The sequence below is a fragment of the Microcoleus sp. A006_D1 genome (genome assembly GCF_036702805.1).
Taxonomy (GTDB): Bacteria; Cyanobacteriota; Cyanobacteriia; order Cyanobacteriales; family Microcoleaceae; genus Microcoleus.
Genome location: NZ_JAUBVZ010000021.1, coordinates 72,885 through 89,714 on the forward strand (window position 1 = coordinate 72,885; position 16,830 = coordinate 89,714).

16 protein-coding genes are annotated in these 16,830 nt (G+C 46.5%); 3 read left to right on the forward strand and 13 right to left on the reverse strand.

Annotated elements, in window-relative coordinates; genetic code table 11:
- Positions 1–72: 72 nt before the first annotated feature.
- From QUB68_RS26520 to QUB68_RS26550, 7 genes are all read right to left on the reverse strand, one after another.
- Positions 73–819 carry a uracil-DNA glycosylase family protein gene (locus QUB68_RS26520; protein WP_332997913.1) on the reverse strand — a complete coding sequence of 249 codons (747 nt, stop codon included), beginning with the start codon at positions 817–819 and terminating at the stop codon, positions 73–75.
- Between the two features lie 186 nt (positions 820–1,005).
- Positions 1,006–1,242, reverse strand: a complete 237-nt coding sequence (locus tag QUB68_RS26525) for a DUF433 domain-containing protein (protein WP_332997914.1) — start codon at positions 1,240–1,242, stop codon at positions 1,006–1,008.
- A gap of 144 nt (positions 1,243–1,386) precedes the next feature.
- Positions 1,387–1,605, reverse strand: coding sequence for a DUF4926 domain-containing protein (locus QUB68_RS26530; RefSeq protein ID WP_332997915.1), 219 nt, complete (start codon positions 1,603–1,605; stop codon positions 1,387–1,389).
- A gap of 61 nt (positions 1,606–1,666) precedes the next feature.
- Positions 1,667–1,867, reverse strand: a complete 201-nt coding sequence (locus tag QUB68_RS26535; RefSeq protein WP_332997916.1) for a DUF2283 domain-containing protein — start codon at positions 1,865–1,867, stop codon at positions 1,667–1,669.
- A 107-nt stretch (positions 1,868–1,974) separates the two neighbouring features.
- A complete protein-coding gene (locus tag QUB68_RS26540) occupies positions 1,975–2,220 on the reverse strand; it encodes a DUF433 domain-containing protein (protein ID WP_332997917.1) in 246 nt (81 codons plus the stop codon).
- 112 nt (positions 2,221–2,332) lie between these two features.
- Positions 2,333–3,310: a heme o synthase gene (locus QUB68_RS26545; protein WP_332997918.1), complete on the reverse strand. Its 978-nt coding sequence runs from the start codon at positions 3,308–3,310 to the stop codon at positions 2,333–2,335.
- A 300-nt stretch (positions 3,311–3,610) separates the two neighbouring features.
- A complete protein-coding gene (locus QUB68_RS26550; RefSeq protein WP_332997919.1) occupies positions 3,611–4,525 on the reverse strand; it encodes a COX15/CtaA family protein in 915 nt (304 codons plus the stop codon).
- A 626-nt stretch (positions 4,526–5,151) separates the two neighbouring features.
- Between QUB68_RS26550 and QUB68_RS26555 the strand changes: the two genes are divergently transcribed.
- Both QUB68_RS26555 and QUB68_RS26560 read left to right on the forward strand, forming a co-directional pair.
- Positions 5,152–6,585 (forward strand): ABC transporter substrate-binding protein, encoded by a 1,434-nt coding sequence (locus QUB68_RS26555; protein WP_332997920.1) that lies wholly within the window; start codon positions 5,152–5,154, stop codon positions 6,583–6,585.
- 127 nt (positions 6,586–6,712) lie between these two features.
- Positions 6,713–6,922 (forward strand): hypothetical protein, encoded by a 210-nt coding sequence (locus tag QUB68_RS26560; protein WP_332997921.1) that lies wholly within the window; start codon positions 6,713–6,715, stop codon positions 6,920–6,922.
- A 129-nt stretch (positions 6,923–7,051) separates the two neighbouring features.
- Here the strand turns inward: QUB68_RS26560 and QUB68_RS26565 are convergent, their stop codons facing one another.
- From QUB68_RS26565 to grxC, 6 genes are all read right to left on the reverse strand, one after another.
- Complete coding sequence (locus QUB68_RS26565) at positions 7,052–9,556, reverse strand: glycosyltransferase family 2 protein (protein WP_332997922.1); 2,505 nt, start codon at positions 9,554–9,556, stop codon at positions 7,052–7,054.
- 555 nt (positions 9,557–10,111) lie between these two features.
- The gene (locus QUB68_RS26570; RefSeq protein WP_332997923.1) at positions 10,112–10,693 is read right to left on the reverse strand and encodes a hypothetical protein; all 582 of its coding nucleotides are present in this window, start codon (positions 10,691–10,693) and stop codon (positions 10,112–10,114) included.
- Between the two features lie 160 nt (positions 10,694–10,853).
- Positions 10,854–12,689 carry a CHAT domain-containing protein gene (locus tag QUB68_RS26575; protein WP_332997924.1) on the reverse strand — a complete coding sequence of 612 codons (1,836 nt, stop codon included), beginning with the start codon at positions 12,687–12,689 and terminating at the stop codon, positions 10,854–10,856.
- A 223-nt stretch (positions 12,690–12,912) separates the two neighbouring features.
- Entirely contained in the window at positions 12,913–14,031 is a 1,119-nt protein-coding gene (locus QUB68_RS26580; protein ID WP_332997925.1) for a Gfo/Idh/MocA family protein, read from the reverse strand.
- Between the two features lie 387 nt (positions 14,032–14,418).
- Entirely contained in the window at positions 14,419–15,393 is a 975-nt protein-coding gene (gene gshB, locus QUB68_RS26585) for a glutathione synthase (RefSeq protein ID WP_332997926.1), read from the reverse strand.
- Between the two features lie 67 nt (positions 15,394–15,460).
- Positions 15,461–15,721 (reverse strand): glutaredoxin 3, encoded by a 261-nt coding sequence (grxC, locus tag QUB68_RS26590; RefSeq protein WP_332997927.1) that lies wholly within the window; start codon positions 15,719–15,721, stop codon positions 15,461–15,463.
- Positions 15,722–15,963: 242 nt separating this feature from the next.
- Between grxC and QUB68_RS26595 the strand changes: the two genes are divergently transcribed.
- Positions 15,964–16,533, forward strand: a complete 570-nt coding sequence (locus tag QUB68_RS26595) for a hypothetical protein (RefSeq protein ID WP_332997928.1) — start codon at positions 15,964–15,966, stop codon at positions 16,531–16,533.
- Positions 16,534–16,830: the final 297 nt, after the last annotated feature.

The following is a 16,830-nucleotide window of genomic DNA, read 5'->3' on the forward strand; positions in this document are numbered from 1 at the left end:
CACCGACAGGATCTCGACGGTCGGGTGCATTGGCGTTGTTCGAGTGCGCGCATCTCTTGCCGTATTTTGATGCTACCGCAAAAAAGCGCGTAACTTTTCAAGTTCATCACCCTGTAAACACTTAGCAAAAGAACGGTGGGTCCGAGCATTTGGATGGGGGAGAAAAGCAAAAAATCTTTCACGATTCCCTATCTCAACGAACTCGGATATTGAATTTGCTGTAGAGATATTGAATTGGCTTTGAATCACTTGCTTTGCGCGTGCCCCCAGTACCACTATCACTTTTGCTCTTGCTAGTTCTAAAACTCTCAACAAGTAGGCTTCCACACATTGCTCCTGTGATTCTTCTACACCAGTTTCGGCACGAGACTTACAATGCACTATCTCGGTAAGCGCATAATCAATGCCTGGACTAACGTTCCGTTGAAGTAGCTCAATCGCACGTTGTCTAACCGCTGCCCAAAATCGAGTAGAGCGACTATATTTCCCGTCTTTTAGCAAGGATTTTGTACCATCAACGATCCAGTGCTTACGTCCTCCTCCAAAACGGTAATTGAAATAATCGTGTACTTCGCTACATGACCAATCCCAAGTTGGGTAATCTTCATCAGAGCCAATTGATGGATTTGAACTCAGGAAGAGAATGGGTGCTTGCTCTATCTGTCCACTCCAAGGTTCAGGCACTTGAAATTTTTCTAACCCAATTGCATTTTGAGAGTCAACAATTTTACGACATGGATTTTCAACAGAAAGATCTTCTTGACACTCTCGTGCATGGGGACAATGAACAATTTCACTTAGCAGAGTTTTTTCAGACATTCCCGAAATATATCAACTGATTACGAGTTTACGAAAATCTAGCAGTCGAACTTATAATTGTATCGCAGTTGCGGTACAATACCCAATAGAAGAGAAAAATACCGCAGATCGCTGATGTATTTCACCAAAGGTAGCGAGTAATCCACACATCAATTGCTGGCGATCGATGAGAATTCAACCAAATTGTCATGCGGCTAAAACGGGATGATCGAGTTTGCGGACTGCATACAAAAGCGCAGCTTTAATATCGTCAACTTCCAAGTCTGGCAATTCTTCAATAATTTGCTCAAAACTCAAACCCGCAGCTAGCAACTCTAGGATATCGATGACTCGAATCCGCATTCCCCGGATGCAGGGACGACCGCCACATTGTCTTGGGTTCACTGTGATTCTGTCAAACAGATAAGCAACGGATGCTGGCATTGGTTAAAATTGTTTGAAACCTTTGTCTCTAGCTTACCTCATTTATCGCCCCAAACTCACACCGTGATATAATTCTGCGATCGCAACTTCCACCTCAATACTCTGTAAAGTATTATTTGTAGGTTAGGCGTAGGCAGGAAGTGGCTAATAAACGAGTTGCATGAGTTTTTCTGAGGGAACGGTTTCCATTGCATAGGTATTACCTTGAGCATCGGCAAAATCTACTAGATAAGCGCGATCGTCAAACCTCATCAGAATCGTGCCAACTTGTCCGGGCCGCAGCAAAATTGGCCCAGAGGTTTCTTTGTGGATTGCCTGAATTCCTTCGGTCAAGGCAACAACATCATACTCGTGTAACGTCATTATAGTATCCTCACTTATTAAGCTGACAATATTGCCGTGCCACCTCGATAAAGCGGATCGACTAGGTTGCGATCGTTAGCATGAGTTCTTGAGGATTCAACAGTTGACGTTTGGAGGTATTGAGAAATTCGATGCTAACTGGTTCGTCATTTTCGTCATAACTGACAATCACGCCTCCAGGTTCAGAGATAGCATTGGCTGGAAACGCATCACGGAAGATAAAAATCAGAATGTCTGCTTCTGCATCGTATTTAACTTTCATCGGTATTCTCCTGCCAATATCGCTTAACTTGATTTGTCCAGTACAGAGTTAAAATTCGCCTGGTTTTACCAATTTCAACAAAGGGTACTCTCATGCCAGAAACCGCATTAACTTGCCTCAGAAAACAGTAAAGGTGTGTAAAATACATCTTCTTTGAGGCATTCCGCCCCAAAAGCAAACACAGCTTGGATAGATTCAGGATTAAGCGTTGGGTAGTTTTCTAGAACTTGTTGCTTCGTCCAACCTTCTGAAAATAGCCCTAAAACGAACTCCACAGATATTCGTGTCCCCTTAATTACAGGCTTACCAAGCAGAATTTTAGGATTTGAGTGAATGTGTGCTTTCCAGTTCATGATAGGTTCGCCTCTATGGAATTTTCACCTATTAAATCACTACCACTATTTTACCATAAACAAAACCCGCAAGGTGCGGGCTTCATTTTAATAAGGGCAATTTAACTGATTACTACATCACAACTGCACTAATTAAACCGTGCACATTTTGGACAACAGCAGTAGTAAAGTTATGAGTCGCAGGCAAACTATCAACCACGATTCCAGCGCACAATAGCATCAGATACAGAATAGAGTATTTAAAGAGCGATCGCGCAACCTTCTTATCTTCTGGAGTCTGCAACAGCAACCAAGCTTTTTGGGCAAAAATAACACCCAGGAAAATCGCAGTACCAGCATACACCGGGCCGGCTAAATTCAGCGGATACACTAGCAGCAAAGTGGCAGGAAGCATCAATAATGTGTAAATCCAAATTTGGCGGGCTGTCTCTTCGTCACCTTCAATTACTGGCAACATCGGTACGCCTACTCCCTCGTATTCGTCGCGAATCATCATTGCTAATGCCCAAAAATGCGGCGGTGTCCATAGGAAGATGATCCCAAACAACATCCACGCACCCCAACTCAAATCTCCCGTCACCGCAGCCCAGCCAACTAGCGGCGGAATTGCCCCTGCTGCACCGCCGATGACGATGTTCTGCACGCTGTGGCGCTTCAGCCAGTGCGTGTAAATTAGAACGTAGAAAACGATGCCGGACATCGCTAGTAATGCTGCTAATAAGTTGGCAACAACTGTCAGTAATGTAAAGGATATTGTCGCTAGGGCGATCGCAAAAATCAAAGCATCCCGTTTCTTGACACGCCCGGAAGGAATCGGCCGCCAGCGGGTGCGCTCCATAATATAATCGATGTCGCTATCGTAAATGCAATTAATCGTATTAGCCGACGCGGAAGCTAAAGCGCCTCCAGTAATAGTTGATACCAGCAATAGTGGATCGACTTCTCCTTTGGCGGCCATCCACATTCCTGCTGATGTGGTGATTAGCAGCAGTAAAATAATTCTGGGTTTTGTAAGTTGATAGTAACTTTTCACTACTTGCGAAAAGTTTTCATGGAGGCGGGGGCTGTCGGTGGTAAGGATTTCTTGCATTGTTTATTAATTGTTAGTTATCAATTGTCATTGGTCAATTGGGCTGTAGGGGCGGGTTTTACGATAGATATTTGTTGTAGCTACAACGATTAATAAACCCGCCCTCCACCGAGGGATAAATCAGCCCCTCTTACTTAAGGAATAGATAAATCTGCCTTGTATATAATGTCCGGTTGATTCGTGCTTGTATGGGCGGGGCGGGTTTATGAAACTTTTAGCTTTTAGATCGAGAATAATGGTGAACCCGCCCCTACAATACCTTGCATTATAACAACGATGCTACCGGACATGATATTACTCTCAAGCTGACAAAACTCGATCGCGCCACGACAAAACACTAAACGCTACCAGAGTTCCCAGCAACGCTGCGCCGACTGCTTGGTGGGCGACTGTCAGCGGCTCTACCTGAAGGTGCAGCCGGAAAGTTGCCAATCCCAAAACTAATTGAGCAATCAGACAAACACTCGCCCAATTCCCTAATTTTCGCAAGTTTGAACTTAGTGCTGGTTGCCGCCAAGCCATTACTGCTAATGCTAAAGTTGCTGCGGTAGCGGGTACTATACCGGCGATGTGGCTGTTCATTACCGAGCACAGTTCTGACGAGCCCAAACATTGATGCAGCGCCCATCTGGAGCCGACTAAGGCTCCTAGCAGGCTTTGCAGGTAAACTAGCAGTGCTGCGATCGAACTTACCCATGCTAATTTGCCTGTATTGCCCGTAGCTTCGTAGGGACTCAGCATAAAACCGATCGCTAGCAGGGCACAGAAAAACAGTAAAGCCGTTCCCAAGTGAGCGGTAACAATGTCAAACCGCAGCAGTTGCGTCACCGTGAGGCCGCCCAATACGCCTTGAAAAACTATTAAAAATACTGCGCCGGCGCTGGCAAGGGGCAACCATTTCGGTAGGCGGCTGCGGTAGAATACAGAAAGTCCCAAAAGGGCGATCGCGCTTAAGCCTATTGCTGCTGCGTCCAACCGGTGAAACCACTCCAGAAACACCTGCAAATTCATCTGTGCTGTGGGTATCAATTGACCGTAGCACAGCGGCCAGTCCGGGCAAGCGAGCCCCGCATTCATCACTCGCGTGGCGCTGCCTACAGCCATTAGCAGCCAGGTGGCGATCGCAATTTTCCACACTAGGCCGCGGATAATATCTTTTGGCTGCCACTGCACTTCTGCCGCTGCGTCTGGCTGATTTAAAACTGAGTTTGCCATGAACTTTACCTTAGCCTTTGTTATCGATCGAACTTAATTAAATATTGAGATTTTGCTTTGGCTCATCTTAGCACTCTTGTTCTATCACAACCTGTCATATTTACTACCGTAGCGACAATCTTATCTAATTTGTTTTTCTTGACATATTTTTTAACTTTCCTCGTTATATTACAAAAGATTGCAGTTATTTTACTAAACTTAAAAAAGTTTAATCTTTCACCCCAATCCTTGATGTTTACAACTACGCCACTGTCGATTTTTCGTTTAAAAATGAAGATATAATTAAGAAATAGATTTTAAAAAATAATTGTGATATAGACCGCTATAAAGTGTTTACAAAAAACTCAAGAGCACAGTTCCCGTTAAATAATCTCAACAGTTCGCGATCGCACGGACGATGCCTCATCACCTGAGTTTTTTACTATTTCGGCTGGCTGCAACCTGTGTATTTTCGTCCATCAAACCCGGTTGCTGGATACCCGTGCCTCCAGGACTATCTAAGATTAGTACAAAAAATGTCAAAATATAATTAAATTAGTTTGTCTGCCTTCTGCCTTCTGCCTCCTGCCTTCTGCCTTCTTCCTGAGTGATTGAATCTAAAACCTAAAATATAAAACTGTGCAGCCATGTCCCAAAAAAACGAAACCGCTGTTCTCGTATTATCGCTCCTATTTACGATCGGGCTAGCCGGCGCAGGTATTTGGTGGCTGACAAGCCGCGGCGGCATCACTCCCGGAGGTTTATCACCTCAAAATCAGACGTTTTCCAAATCCCCGACGGGGAATTCCCCGCAGTCAGAGGAGCAAATTCAGCAGCGTCTGAGTGCCGGAAAAAAACTGTTGATTCCAGACAAAGCAACCACAACTAAACAATCAGCAGTACAGGCGATCGCATCTGGCAACTACAACGCAGCTATTTCCGACTTACAAGCTTCGCTGAAAACCAATCGCAACGATCCCGAAGCACTAATTTACCTCAACAACGCCCGTGTCGGCAACCAAAAATCCTACACAATTGCCGCAGCGGTTCCCATTGGCGCCGATATCAATGGTGCTCAAGAAATTCTGCGGGGCGTTGCTCAAGCTCAAAATGAAATTAACCAAAGTGGTGGCATTAGCGGTACTCCATTAAAAGTGCTAATTGCTAACGATGACGACAACCCAGAGATTGCCTCGCAAATTGCCAGTGCTTTAGCAAATAATTCAGAAATCTTAGGAGTAATCGGGCATTTTAGTTCTGATGCAACGCTAGCAGCCAGCAAGATTTACCAGCAAAATCAATTAGTCGCAATTTCTCCGATTAGTACGTCTGTGCAACTGTCAGGAATTGGCAGCAACATATTTCGCACAGTGCCGAGCGATCGGTTTGCTGCGAATGCTCTTTCCCGCTATATGTTGACAAAATTGCAAAAGAAAAAGGCTGCTGTATTTTTCAATTCTGCCAGCAATTATAGTAAATCTTTAAAAAGTGAATTCACGACTGCTCTTTACGGAGATGGCGGACAAGTAGTATCGGAATTTGACTTTGCTAAGGGCAATTTTAATGCTGCCGATAGCTTTAAAATCGCGATCGCCCAGGGAGCAGAAGTGATTATGTTAGCAGCCAATACCGCCACGCTCGATCAAGCTTTGCAAGTAGTGCAAGTAAACGCCAAACGCCTGCCGTTACTCGCAGGAGACGACGTTTATACTGCTAAAATACTGCAAATTGGTGGCGCAGGAGCCACAGATATGGTGTTGGCTGTTCCTTGGCACATTCTCGCAGATCCGCAGTCCAAGTTTCCTCAAACATCCAAAGAACTTTGGAATGCTGAAGTCAGTTGGCGCACAGCTTTAGCCTACGATGCGGCGATCGCACTAATTGTCGGTTTAGGGCGCAATCCGACTCGTACAGGCATTCAACAAGCTTTATCGGCATCGGATTTTTCGGCAACAGGAGCATCGGGGCCGATTCGCTTTTTACCTTCGGGCGATCGCAATCGAGCAGTTCAGTTAGTAATTGTTAAACCAGGAACTCGCACCAGTTACGGTTATGAGTTTGTGCCGATATCCGGTTTGTAAATTGTATTGTAATCGTTCAACTGTTTGATCGTTCGGACTTTAGTCCTCAGAATTGAATGAGGACTAAAGTCCGAACGATCAAACCTAATTATAATTGTATATAAGTTGTAAAATACAAGTAGAAATTATGTTTATTTGTCAAGCTAAAATCTCCAATGATACTTTTATGTCCCAAAAAAATCAAGCTCCGGTTGTGATTTTGTCGCTGTTAATTACGATCGCCCTCGTAGGTGCAGGTATTTGGTGGCTGGCCGGCCGCAGCCGCGCAAATCTCCCGGTTTCACCGACACAAAGCCCAAATTTGCCCTACGCCCCCACGTCCAAACCGAAGCAATAGACTTGTGGCAAAAATAGCTAGGACGATGCTCAAAGCCCATCCCACAAGAAAAAAAAATTTTGTGGGATGGGCTTCTAGCCCGTCCGAAAATTCGCGTTGCACAGACGAAAAAGTGCAGCCAAATTGGATCTAAAGTTGCGAAACTCCGATCGGTCTAACTTGCCTGTTTCTCTCAAAAACAGCCCTCGGTTTCAAAGCAATTCTCAACAACAGCCACAAAGATCGCCATTCTCCGGGCGTTTCCTGCCGCTTCCACTGGCCAGGGCGACAGTACAGCATTTCGATCAAACAGCGGTGTTGACTAATGTTTAGGCGATCGAACGCAATTCGCACCGTCGGAAATTCCGCAACACTGCACCCCGCAGCATCGCGAAAACTCGACTCCAACTGAGATTTATCGCTAACCAACTCAATCTTAGCCACAGGAATCAAACATTCCTCTTCCATAATTTCCAGAGTCGCCGAGTCACAATCAATCAAAGGGTTGATAAAACCGGCTTCGGTGTCGAACTCCAGAACAGCCGGTGCTAGCGATTTCCTCGATTTGACGGCCGCGCTGCGAGCGATTTCTTTCATTTTACCCTGCGATAAACTTGTCTGAACAGCATATTTTTGCAACATCCCTGCTGTGGTAAAACTCTCTTTACTACCTCGATCTTTCACTGCAAAACTCGGCCGCTGTGTCAGAGCAACTTCAGCGCCACTTTCCGAAATTACAGTCGTTATTCCCCAAAAACTTTCACCGCCAATATTCAATTGTACAACCCGGCGCAAATTGAACCATTCGTAAATATCCGGCTTAGGAATATCCACCAAAATCAACAGTGCAATCCCCAACATCAGCAGGTTGTAAACGCTCCAAATCCAGCCCAAACTCATGCCTTTTGACAAATCTGTAGTTTCTGATATTGCCTGCAAGCTGCCAACATTTTTAACTAAATGAATGCTTAAATTATGCCACAAACTAAATGCTGTAGCTGCGAACAAGACAATCAAAGGCCATCCCAAATTCCAATTAAAACTAAAGCGATCGCTCGCAATTCCTTTGGGCGTCACCTTAAACCCTTTCTGAAAGGGATTCAGCATGGCACTCACCACCGTCACCGCTAAAGGAATACACTGCACGAACGAGTAAACATCGGACAGCAAAGCCGATCGCGATTTGCGGTTCAGCCAAGAAAACACCGTAACTTGCACCAAATAATAAGGCAGGAAAAAGTACAGCAATTCGCGCGCATTTGTCCGCAAAGGAAGTACGCCCAGAAACGAATAAGCTAAAGGCATCAACAAAAACAAAACCCTGCTTAAACTGGTAAACCAGTGCAGCAATCCTTCCAAATGAGATAATCTTTGGATGAGTCTGAGGCCGCGAATCGTTAAAGGATTGGAATCAATGAAAAATGCCTGAAGCGTGCCTCGCGCCCAGCGCAGTCTTTGAGTGAGATGAGCCTCTATATTTTCAGCCGCCAAACCAGCACTTAATTTTTCATCTAAATAAACTAAGCGATACCCGGTGGCTGATAGGCGAATTCCGGTAAAATAGTCTTCGCAGACTGAATCTGTGACAAAGCCTCCCACTGTTTCTAGGGCGCTGCGCCTCATCACAAAAGACGTACCAGCACAAATTACGCTATCGGCACCGTCTTTGATATTTTCAATTTGCCTGTAAAATACTTCTTCTTCCGAAGTGAGAATATTTTCTAATCCCAAATTTCGGGCGAGGGGGTCATGGTTGTAAAAGCTTTGCGGTGTTTGGACGAGGGCGATTTCGGGATTTTGAAAAAAGCCAACAGTTCTGGTTAAAAAGTTTTTAGTGGGAATGAAATCTGCATCGAAAACTACAATTAGTTCTGCATTCGTTAGGGCTGTGGCGTGATTGATGTTGCCAGCTTTGGCATAACTATTATCTGGTCGGCTTATATACTCACATCCCAGTTCTTTTGCTAGCAATTTGATGTCAGGGCGCTGCGTCTCGTCGAGCAAATATACTTGTTTGTTGGGATAATCTAAAGCTTGACAGCCGATGACAGTGCGCCGTAAAATAAAAATCGGTTCGTTATAAGTTGGGATAAAAATATCGACTGTTGGGGCGAAGTTTCCCTCTGCAACTGCAACTGCCATGCGATCGGCTTCTCGGCGCCTGTCTTTCACTCTCAGCATTAAATACATTTGAATGCTGGTACTCAACACCATCAGCATTTCTAAGAAAAACAGCCCCAAACTAAAGATACCGTTGAGGGGATTGCTTAAATTGAGAGTGGCAAGAAGTCGCCACAAAACGTAGCGAATAGTTAATGCCAAAACTATCGCAACTACCACAGCGCGCGATCGAGTCTGGGGCTGAGGCGAAATTTTCATGGCAGCTAAAGCAGCCGATACTAGGACAAAAGTCGGCACTAACAAATACATTTTGCTCGCAGCGGGTACTTGCAGCCACACAGGCGGGTTTTGCTGCCAAATGTCGATTGTGGCAAAAATACCGCTGACTGTACCTTCACCGCTAAACCAGGCTCCGGCGATCGCACCTGCGAAAGCAACCGTCCCCAACACGACTAGCGTTGCGGCCGGTATGCGCGAAATCCGCCAAAAAAAGCGGCGTTTCCAGTCTTGAAGGTCAAATCTTGAAGTTGTCATAAAATGTGAAATTCCCAATCGTGTCTGCAACAGTCATAATTTCCTGCTGTCGGCTTTTTAATCCAGTTGAAAATTCCCACACACCCACTTACTATATTTACATTTTTTAACATTCTGACAATTTCATGATACTTCACTTGCTGGCTGGTGGCAAACTGCTGGGCAAGTCCCATTCCGGCAAAGTATAGCAACAGATCCTTGAGATTTTGTGCGATCGAATAACTAGAATAAAATTGGTTCGATCGTTCGGAATGCAAGTCCTCATAAAACTCTGCGGACTAAAGTCCTCACTACAAACCTGGTTCGATCGTTCGGAATGCAAGTCCTCATAAAACTCTGCGGACTAAAGTCCTCACTACAAACCTGGCGTCTTTGCAGTTATTTCAACAAAAAATTATCATGTCTACAAATCAAATAGGATTGCTATATCAAACGATAGCAATCCCTAGCCCTTAACAATTAGACGCTTTTCACATCTAACTAAAGGTAGATTAATTTTATATTAATTTTAAAAAATTAGCGCGATCGCAGCACAAAAATTCAGCCATCAAAAAACTAATCAGAAATTTCTAATTGCGAGATGGCATAGCGGGCGACAGCCAAACCCACTCTCGCCTGTTCTATTTCCGACAATTGGGCCCAAGGTCTTCTAGTCTCCATCATCACTTCCACCCCGGAGGAATCAACCTCTCGCATTGCATAAGCCAAAGGACGCGCCAATACCTGCAAATCTTCCTCAGCCCACTGAGGCAAAATATCTAACACGCACTCAACCATTTGGTCAGCTAAAGATTGATACTTAACAGTTGCATTTTGGACGCTTTGAGCGATGGAAGCCAGAAAATCGTGAGGAACGCGAGCAAATTTCTCCCGCAAAGACTTTTGCAGACCCGTCGCCAGCCAAACTTGTTCTAATTGCGCGAATAAAACTTGGGACTTTTGGGCAATATCGCTGTCACTCAAGGAATCACACAGGGCAAATTCCTGTTCGAGATCCGTCAAATAAGATTCTGATTCAAGCTGTGCCGGATTCCAGGGATAAGCAACATCAGTCTGAACAATTGTGGCGAGCAGTTCCATCTGGGCTTGAGTTTGCAAGTCGCGAAAATATTGAGAATCAGGAGATTGGGTAGCCATGATGTAATACCTAAATGGTTCAAGGAAAATACAGAAGGGGGACTCTGCCAAGTGCGAGTTACCAGTGGTGAGTAACTGTTTTAACTTCAGACTTGAGACTCAACGAGAAAGAACTTTGCTGTCCCGATCGCCGATCGCCTTGATTAACTACACCCCCGCCTTAATTCGTTCCGCAATCAGTCTCACTGTAGCCCGAACTTTTTGGAACCTCAATAGTGAACTCAAAAACCTGACCTTGAGAACTACCAAATTTTAGCTGAGTGCCCGATTGCAGCAGTAGTTCTTGGTGGTGAACTCTCACCCATCCCTCCGGCCCCAAAACTAGAGTCCCGTAGCGAGAAAAATCGCGCAAGAAGTAGCTAGGTTCTTCCCGACTCTCTCTGATGCTGTTGCGGCAGAAAATCTCCGCGTGTTTCTGAGAAACCCACTGTTCTCGAATCACTACGTCGTTTTCTTCCCAGCGTCCGACTCGAACCATCCCGGTGCTAATGGGCCAAACCTGATTCCCCGATTCGCTGGATTTGACATTTGGTTGATCGCGCCCCCGCAAATAAGCACAAGACGGCAAACGTCCCAGCCAGGTAGAAGAATTTAAAGGCAATTCAGTTTTGAGGTCATCTACCGGTTCAGTCAGTTGACCGTCAAACTCCGGGTGCATATACAGTACGGGCAGCGTCCAAGCCGGTTGATTGAACTTGTAAAGTGTCAGTAGCTGCTGTCTGGCGACGGCGACGGCGCGATCGATCGACATCCGCCCGGCCAAAGCTTGGGCAAAAGTTTGGATAAAACTCAGGGCCTCCCGATCGGCGATCGAGTCCCGCATCCCCAACACCGCCGGCACCCCGTGATGAATCAGTACCTCAGCCAAACTGCTACGGGCGATCGCCTGTTGCTGGCCGTTAATTGAATGCAGCCTCTCCACCGCCGGCTGAGCTCCCCAGCAGGCATTAAACACCGCCAGCGTCACGCGGCACCGAACCAAAACCTGAGCCAATTCAGTACCGTTAATCGCCGTGTCCGGCCCCAAAAACAGCAAACCACCGTCGGGGCCTGGTATCCCGTGGCCGGCGTAGAACAGAATATTATAAGCTTGGGTTTCCAGCCGAGAAATTAGTTCCGCCGGAGTAGGTTCGATCAGAGTATCAACGTTAGTCGGAACGCTGATGTCGAAATATTTACCATTGTCATCGGTGTGAAAAGCACTTTCCAGAACGCTAGCCAGGGCGAGTGCTTCTTCTTCCAACTGCAAATGACGATGATTGCGGGAAAATTCCGAATTAGCACCGCGCCCCGGTTCTGCTTGTCCCAAAACGAGCAAAATGTTCAGCGACTCAGCAGGACGCAAGGGCGGCAAAGGCTCAACATTGCTGGTAGTGCGGCTGAAAAGGAGTTGCTGCGACAGAGAAATTGCCGGTTGACCGGCTTGAGGCTGCATAATTTCCCAAGGCAAAGCGATTAAGTACGGTTCGCGCAAATCTATACGCACTCGCAGGGGTAGATTTTGCCCGATCGCGATACCTTTACTTTCCTGAAGACTGCCCTGGATCGGCCCTTCAAACAGCCACTGCCAAAGATTCATCCCCAAATGCTGCATCAGGCGGCTGCTGTAGCTAGCAGGTGGCTGCTGCGGATTCTGCTCACCCCTCTCCACCAACCCCCCTTGACCGAGACGGAGCGGCACAGGGGGCATGGATGAAAGTGACTGTAGCGAGTTAGGGGTTTGTTGTTCAATTTCTGCCAGTATATTCTGGTTGTTTTCTGGCGAGACGAAACTGCCATCGGGATTTAGGGGCAATTCGTGAATTGTCCCTGACGGGGAAAACATTTCCTGCCAAGCTTTCCAGGATTGGGATAGGGCCAGCGGCCACATACAGTCGTGGTGAACGTACCCGCTGGGATAGGGAGCTTGTAGAACCCAAGTGGCAAAATGGTTTGCCCCAGCGGTTCTCAGGCGAGCGATCGCTATACTGAGGCAAGGACTTTCAGGGCGCGCCATTCACAACTCTGGATATAGGATTGATCGAGTTTCTCTATTAGTAGTTTATCGGGTTTGGGGTGCGATCGAGCGCGCGAGATTGCTTTGTGAGTTTTTAATGGATCATCTCAATTTTCGTAAAAAGCCTTTTTTTATAGTGCTGTCCTCGCTCGCGAGCCATGCAAGACTCGCGAGCGAGGACAGCACTCTTAGAAGCAAAACTGAGATGCTCCGGTTTTTCATTTTACCGGGCACTCAAAAATTTCTCTAAATTCGGTACATCCACCCAAGTTCCCGTAGCATTGGACTCCTGGGTCAAATCCATCAACAACTGCGAGTAAACCCCTTCTTTCAGCGACGGTATCAAAGATTTCCCCGCATCAATTGCCTCCACCCATCTATCTACTACTCGAATAAACGCTGCAATTCTGCCGTCTGGATAAACTTGAGGAAACTCCAATTTTTGAGGAATCTTAATTTCAGCTAAAGATTCTCCATGTTGGGAACCCCACAAGCGAAATCCGTGGACGTAATCTTGCTGGTTGTCACTTCCCAACACCAACGTACCCTTACTCCCGTAAATTTCGACCCAATGTCCCCGCCCTTGATAGGTAACAGAACTCAAACAAACTTGACAAGGCGTTCCCCCGGCTAATTCTAACATCAACGTGCAAGAATCATCGGCATCAACGGCTTTTAAATTTCCCGAATCATTAGGATCTGGACGCGCCGCAATTCCTGTAATCAATTGCCCAGAAAGCCTCTGCACAGGGCCGAACAGCCAGCTAATATAATCAAAAACGTGAGAACCTGTTGCGCCCAGAACTCCGCCACCTAACTCTTTTTGCGCGTACCAATTCCAAGGGCGACTCGCATCAGCCCGGCCCGATACTAGCCAATCAATCTTAATTAAACGCTGTTCTCCCACATATCCTGCTGTTAACAATTCGGCTAGCATTTGCCATGCGGGGATGAAGCGAAACTCAAAGTCCATTGTGGCAATCGTTTGGGTTTGAGATTCGCTGTTTGCTAATCGGTAAAGTTCCCTAGCTTCATTTGCTGTCAGGGCTGTCGGTTTTTCTAATAATAAATGTTTGCCTGCTTCCAAGACGGTTTTTGCCATTTCAAAATGCAAAAATGGCGGCGTGGAAATGCTAACGCCCGCTACTTCAGGGATGGCAACTAGATCTGCGATCGAGTTGCAAGCGTAGGGGATATTATGGGTAGAGGCGATCGCCTGAGCTTTCTCTAAATTCCGGTGGTAAACAGCCACAACCTCTGTGCGGTGATGGGCCTGGAATCCGGGAAGGTGTACTTTTTGACCGAAACCTGTACCGACTACTGCAACGCCAATTTTTGACATAATTTAATAATTGGGAATTGGGAATTGGGAATGCTCCCATCTGCCATCTGGGAGCATTTTTGGGGATCTCGCAGGGAACACTCATACAAAAGCTGGCGCACAGATGATTTTATAAAGCTATTGTTGAAGCAACCGATTTTTTTCTAGTCTTGTTAAAAAAATCCGCCCGAAAAAAGGAACTATTACCTATTGCTTTTTCGAGGTTTTCGGGATATATTGTAGATAATGGGAGTGGCGAGTTAAATTTGAATTTTGCCACCACTTCCATTATCTATAATATACCTTAAATAAATCTGAAAGTCAAGCTTTTAGCCCGAAAAAAAAGGATTTTTTTTTGTTTTTCTCGAACAAAAATTATTTCGCCCATGACTAATTCTGTGTTACCTTCTAACTTCTACTTTCTGCCTGGGAGACTGTCCATTCAATTACTTGTTTGCCCAAACTAACGCCGTCAAACAAGTCAATTTCTCTGATCCCTGTAGGGCTGGTGACATTAACTTCGGTAAGATAACCGCCGATGATATCAATGCCGACAAAGTACAGTCCATCCCGTTGCAGCACGGGTGCTAACTGAGCGCAAATTTGATGTTCGCGATCGGTAATTTCGGTTTTTGCGACTCGGCCGCCGACGGCCATGTTGCCGCGAAATTCATTGCCGGTGGGAATGCGGTTGACAGCACCGATGGGCTTGCCGTTCAAGAGGATTATCCGCTTGTCTCCGTCTTTTGCTTCCGGCAGATATGTCTGAACCATCACTGGAACTTGCCCTTGTTGAGTGCTAATTTCTACCAGGGAGTTGAGATTGCGATCGCCCGGTTCCAAGAACAAAATCCCCTCGCCAGCTTTGCCACCCAAGGGTTTAAGAACTGCGGCTCCTTTTTTCTCAACAAATTGCCGAATTACCTGTTTGTTTTGAGAAACAATTGTTTCGGGGATCGCTCCCTCAAATTGCAAAGCATACATTTTTTCATTCGCCGCCCGCAATCCTTTGGGACTGTTAACTACCAAAGTTTTAGCCGGATCGATGCCGTCTAGAAGGTAAGTAGCGTAGAGATAAGGGACGTTGACTGGCGGATCAGTCCGCATAAATACTGCGTCCATTGTTTCTAGTGGTTGCAAGGTAGGCTGTTCCACCTGATACCAAGCCTCAGCAGCCGAAGAGCGTCCATCTACCTGTGTTACTGGGGTCAGCGTTACCCGATCGAGCATTGCCCAGGTTTTGCCGCCGATGACGCTTAATTCGTTGGCTTGAGTCGCCCAGACTTCGTGACCCAACTCTTGAGCGGCCTCCATCAGCGCTACGCTGGTATCGTGTCCTGGAATTAGTCGCGCGAGGGGATCGATGATGAATGCAAATTTCATGGTCAGTGATAATTAAGAATTGGTCGCAGGCAAATTTGGGCAAACTCAAAATTCAACGGCGAATCGCTTATTTTGCTAGCAGCGGATCGAGCTGGCCTTGAGCATCAAGTGCGTGCATTTCGTCGCAGCCGCCTATGTGTTGGTCGTTAATGAATATCTGGGGCAGGCTGCGGCCTCCGTTAGCTCGATCGGTCATTTGATCGCGTGCTGCTGTATCTCCGTCGATCGCGTATTCTGTAAACTCAACCCCTTTTCGCTTCAGCAGTGCTTTGGCACGAATGCAAAACGGGCAGGTTCTCCAAGTGTAAATTTCTACTTTAGGGATCATCGGACGCTCAAACAATAACAATATTTTTTTATTGTAATCTTAACCAATCTTATTTTAATTTTTATATAGTTGCAGCCAGCAAGCGGTCAGGTGATTATTAATACAATTTAACTTAATTTGGCCTAAAAATAAAAAAACACCCGCCCTTGAAGAAACGGAGACATTTTGAAAACAAGCAGCAGCAGGTTGCGCCTGCCTACCGTTGCTGACCTGCGTGCTTGTTTCGTTTTCTGCCGGAACAGATGATTCCTGCCCCTGTCACCAGGAGTGCTACCACTGTACCTGGCTCTGGGATAGATGTTGCTCTCTGCGAGGTGGCGTTTGTATATATTGGAAAGGTCGGCGGGGGCGCCGATATGGGTGGAGGCGATAATACTACCGATGGCGGGGTTGCTGGCGATATAATTATCGGGTCTGGTGTTGGTTCAGGGGATGCAACTAGCGACGGTGGTGGTGTCGGTTCGATTATCGGTGATGTTGGCGGCGGTACTAGCTCGAATACCGGTGGTGGTGTTGGTTCGACTATCGGTGGTGTTGGCGACGTTACTTGGTCAACTATCGGTGGTGGTGTTGGCAGTGATTCAAATACCGGCGCCGGCGCTACTATGTCTAGCGGCGAGGATACCGGTGAGGGATTTACCGAGGACGGCGGTATCGGATCTGGTGAAGGCAGCGGTGATGCTGTTACCGGGTCTGCTACGGCTGCTGGTGATTGCCGGGCCCGGGAAGTGCCAGGCGCGCAGGCACTTGAGAAGTTTCCGGGCCCGCACACATCGACTGCTGCTGAAGCCGGAGGGGCGGCAGCTAGATAGTAGAACCCGGTTGCCATTGTGGCATAGAGTCCAATTGCTAGTTTTGCCAGTGACGTACACATAACTATTTAGTTAAACAGTGGTAAAATCGTAAAATAGAAATAGTGCTAGAGATTAGCGCTGCACGGCGGGCAAGGATTTGAGAGAGCTGTTTGAGAGAGGGGACAATCCATGGATGTTTTCTCTGGCGGACGCCTGTAAAAGATAGTATAGCGCTTGAGGCGATGCCCCAAACACTTTTATTATCTTATTCTCTTTCACCTTGAGGTCGTGTAGCCTGCTTTACACTATGATTAG

Coding starts and splice junctions, on each gene's coding strand:
- QUB68_RS26580 (WP_332997925.1), bottom strand. CDS start 14,031: ATGTCAAAAATTGGCGTTGCAGTAGTCGGTACAGGTTTCGGTCAAAAA.
- QUB68_RS26550 (WP_332997919.1), bottom strand. CDS start 4,525: ATGGCAAACTCAGTTTTAAATCAGCCAGACGCAGCGGCAGAAGTGCAG.
- QUB68_RS26540 (WP_332997917.1), bottom strand. CDS start 2,220: ATGAACTGGAAAGCACACATTCACTCAAATCCTAAAATTCTGCTTGGT.
- QUB68_RS26595 (WP_332997928.1), top strand. CDS start 15,964: ATGATTCCTGCCCCTGTCACCAGGAGTGCTACCACTGTACCTGGCTCT.
- QUB68_RS26555 (WP_332997920.1), top strand. CDS start 5,152: ATGTCCCAAAAAAACGAAACCGCTGTTCTCGTATTATCGCTCCTATTT.
- QUB68_RS26575 (WP_332997924.1), bottom strand. CDS start 12,689: ATGGCGCGCCCTGAAAGTCCTTGCCTCAGTATAGCGATCGCTCGCCTG.
- grxC (WP_332997927.1), bottom strand. CDS start 15,721: ATGATCCCTAAAGTAGAAATTTACACTTGGAGAACCTGCCCGTTTTGC.
- QUB68_RS26560 (WP_332997921.1), top strand. CDS start 6,713: ATGTTTATTTGTCAAGCTAAAATCTCCAATGATACTTTTATGTCCCAA.
- QUB68_RS26535 (WP_332997916.1), bottom strand. CDS start 1,867: ATGAAAGTTAAATACGATGCAGAAGCAGACATTCTGATTTTTATCTTC.
- QUB68_RS26520 (WP_332997913.1), bottom strand. CDS start 819: ATGTCTGAAAAAACTCTGCTAAGTGAAATTGTTCATTGTCCCCATGCA.
- gshB (WP_332997926.1), bottom strand. CDS start 15,393: ATGAAATTTGCATTCATCATCGATCCCCTCGCGCGACTAATTCCAGGA.
- QUB68_RS26545 (WP_332997918.1), bottom strand. CDS start 3,310: ATGCAAGAAATCCTTACCACCGACAGCCCCCGCCTCCATGAAAACTTT.
- QUB68_RS26570 (WP_332997923.1), bottom strand. CDS start 10,693: ATGGCTACCCAATCTCCTGATTCTCAATATTTTCGCGACTTGCAAACT.
- QUB68_RS26525 (WP_332997914.1), bottom strand. CDS start 1,242: ATGCCAGCATCCGTTGCTTATCTGTTTGACAGAATCACAGTGAACCCA.
- QUB68_RS26565 (WP_332997922.1), bottom strand. CDS start 9,556: ATGACAACTTCAAGATTTGACCTTCAAGACTGGAAACGCCGCTTTTTT.
- QUB68_RS26530 (WP_332997915.1), bottom strand. CDS start 1,605: ATGACGTTACACGAGTATGATGTTGTTGCCTTGACCGAAGGAATTCAG.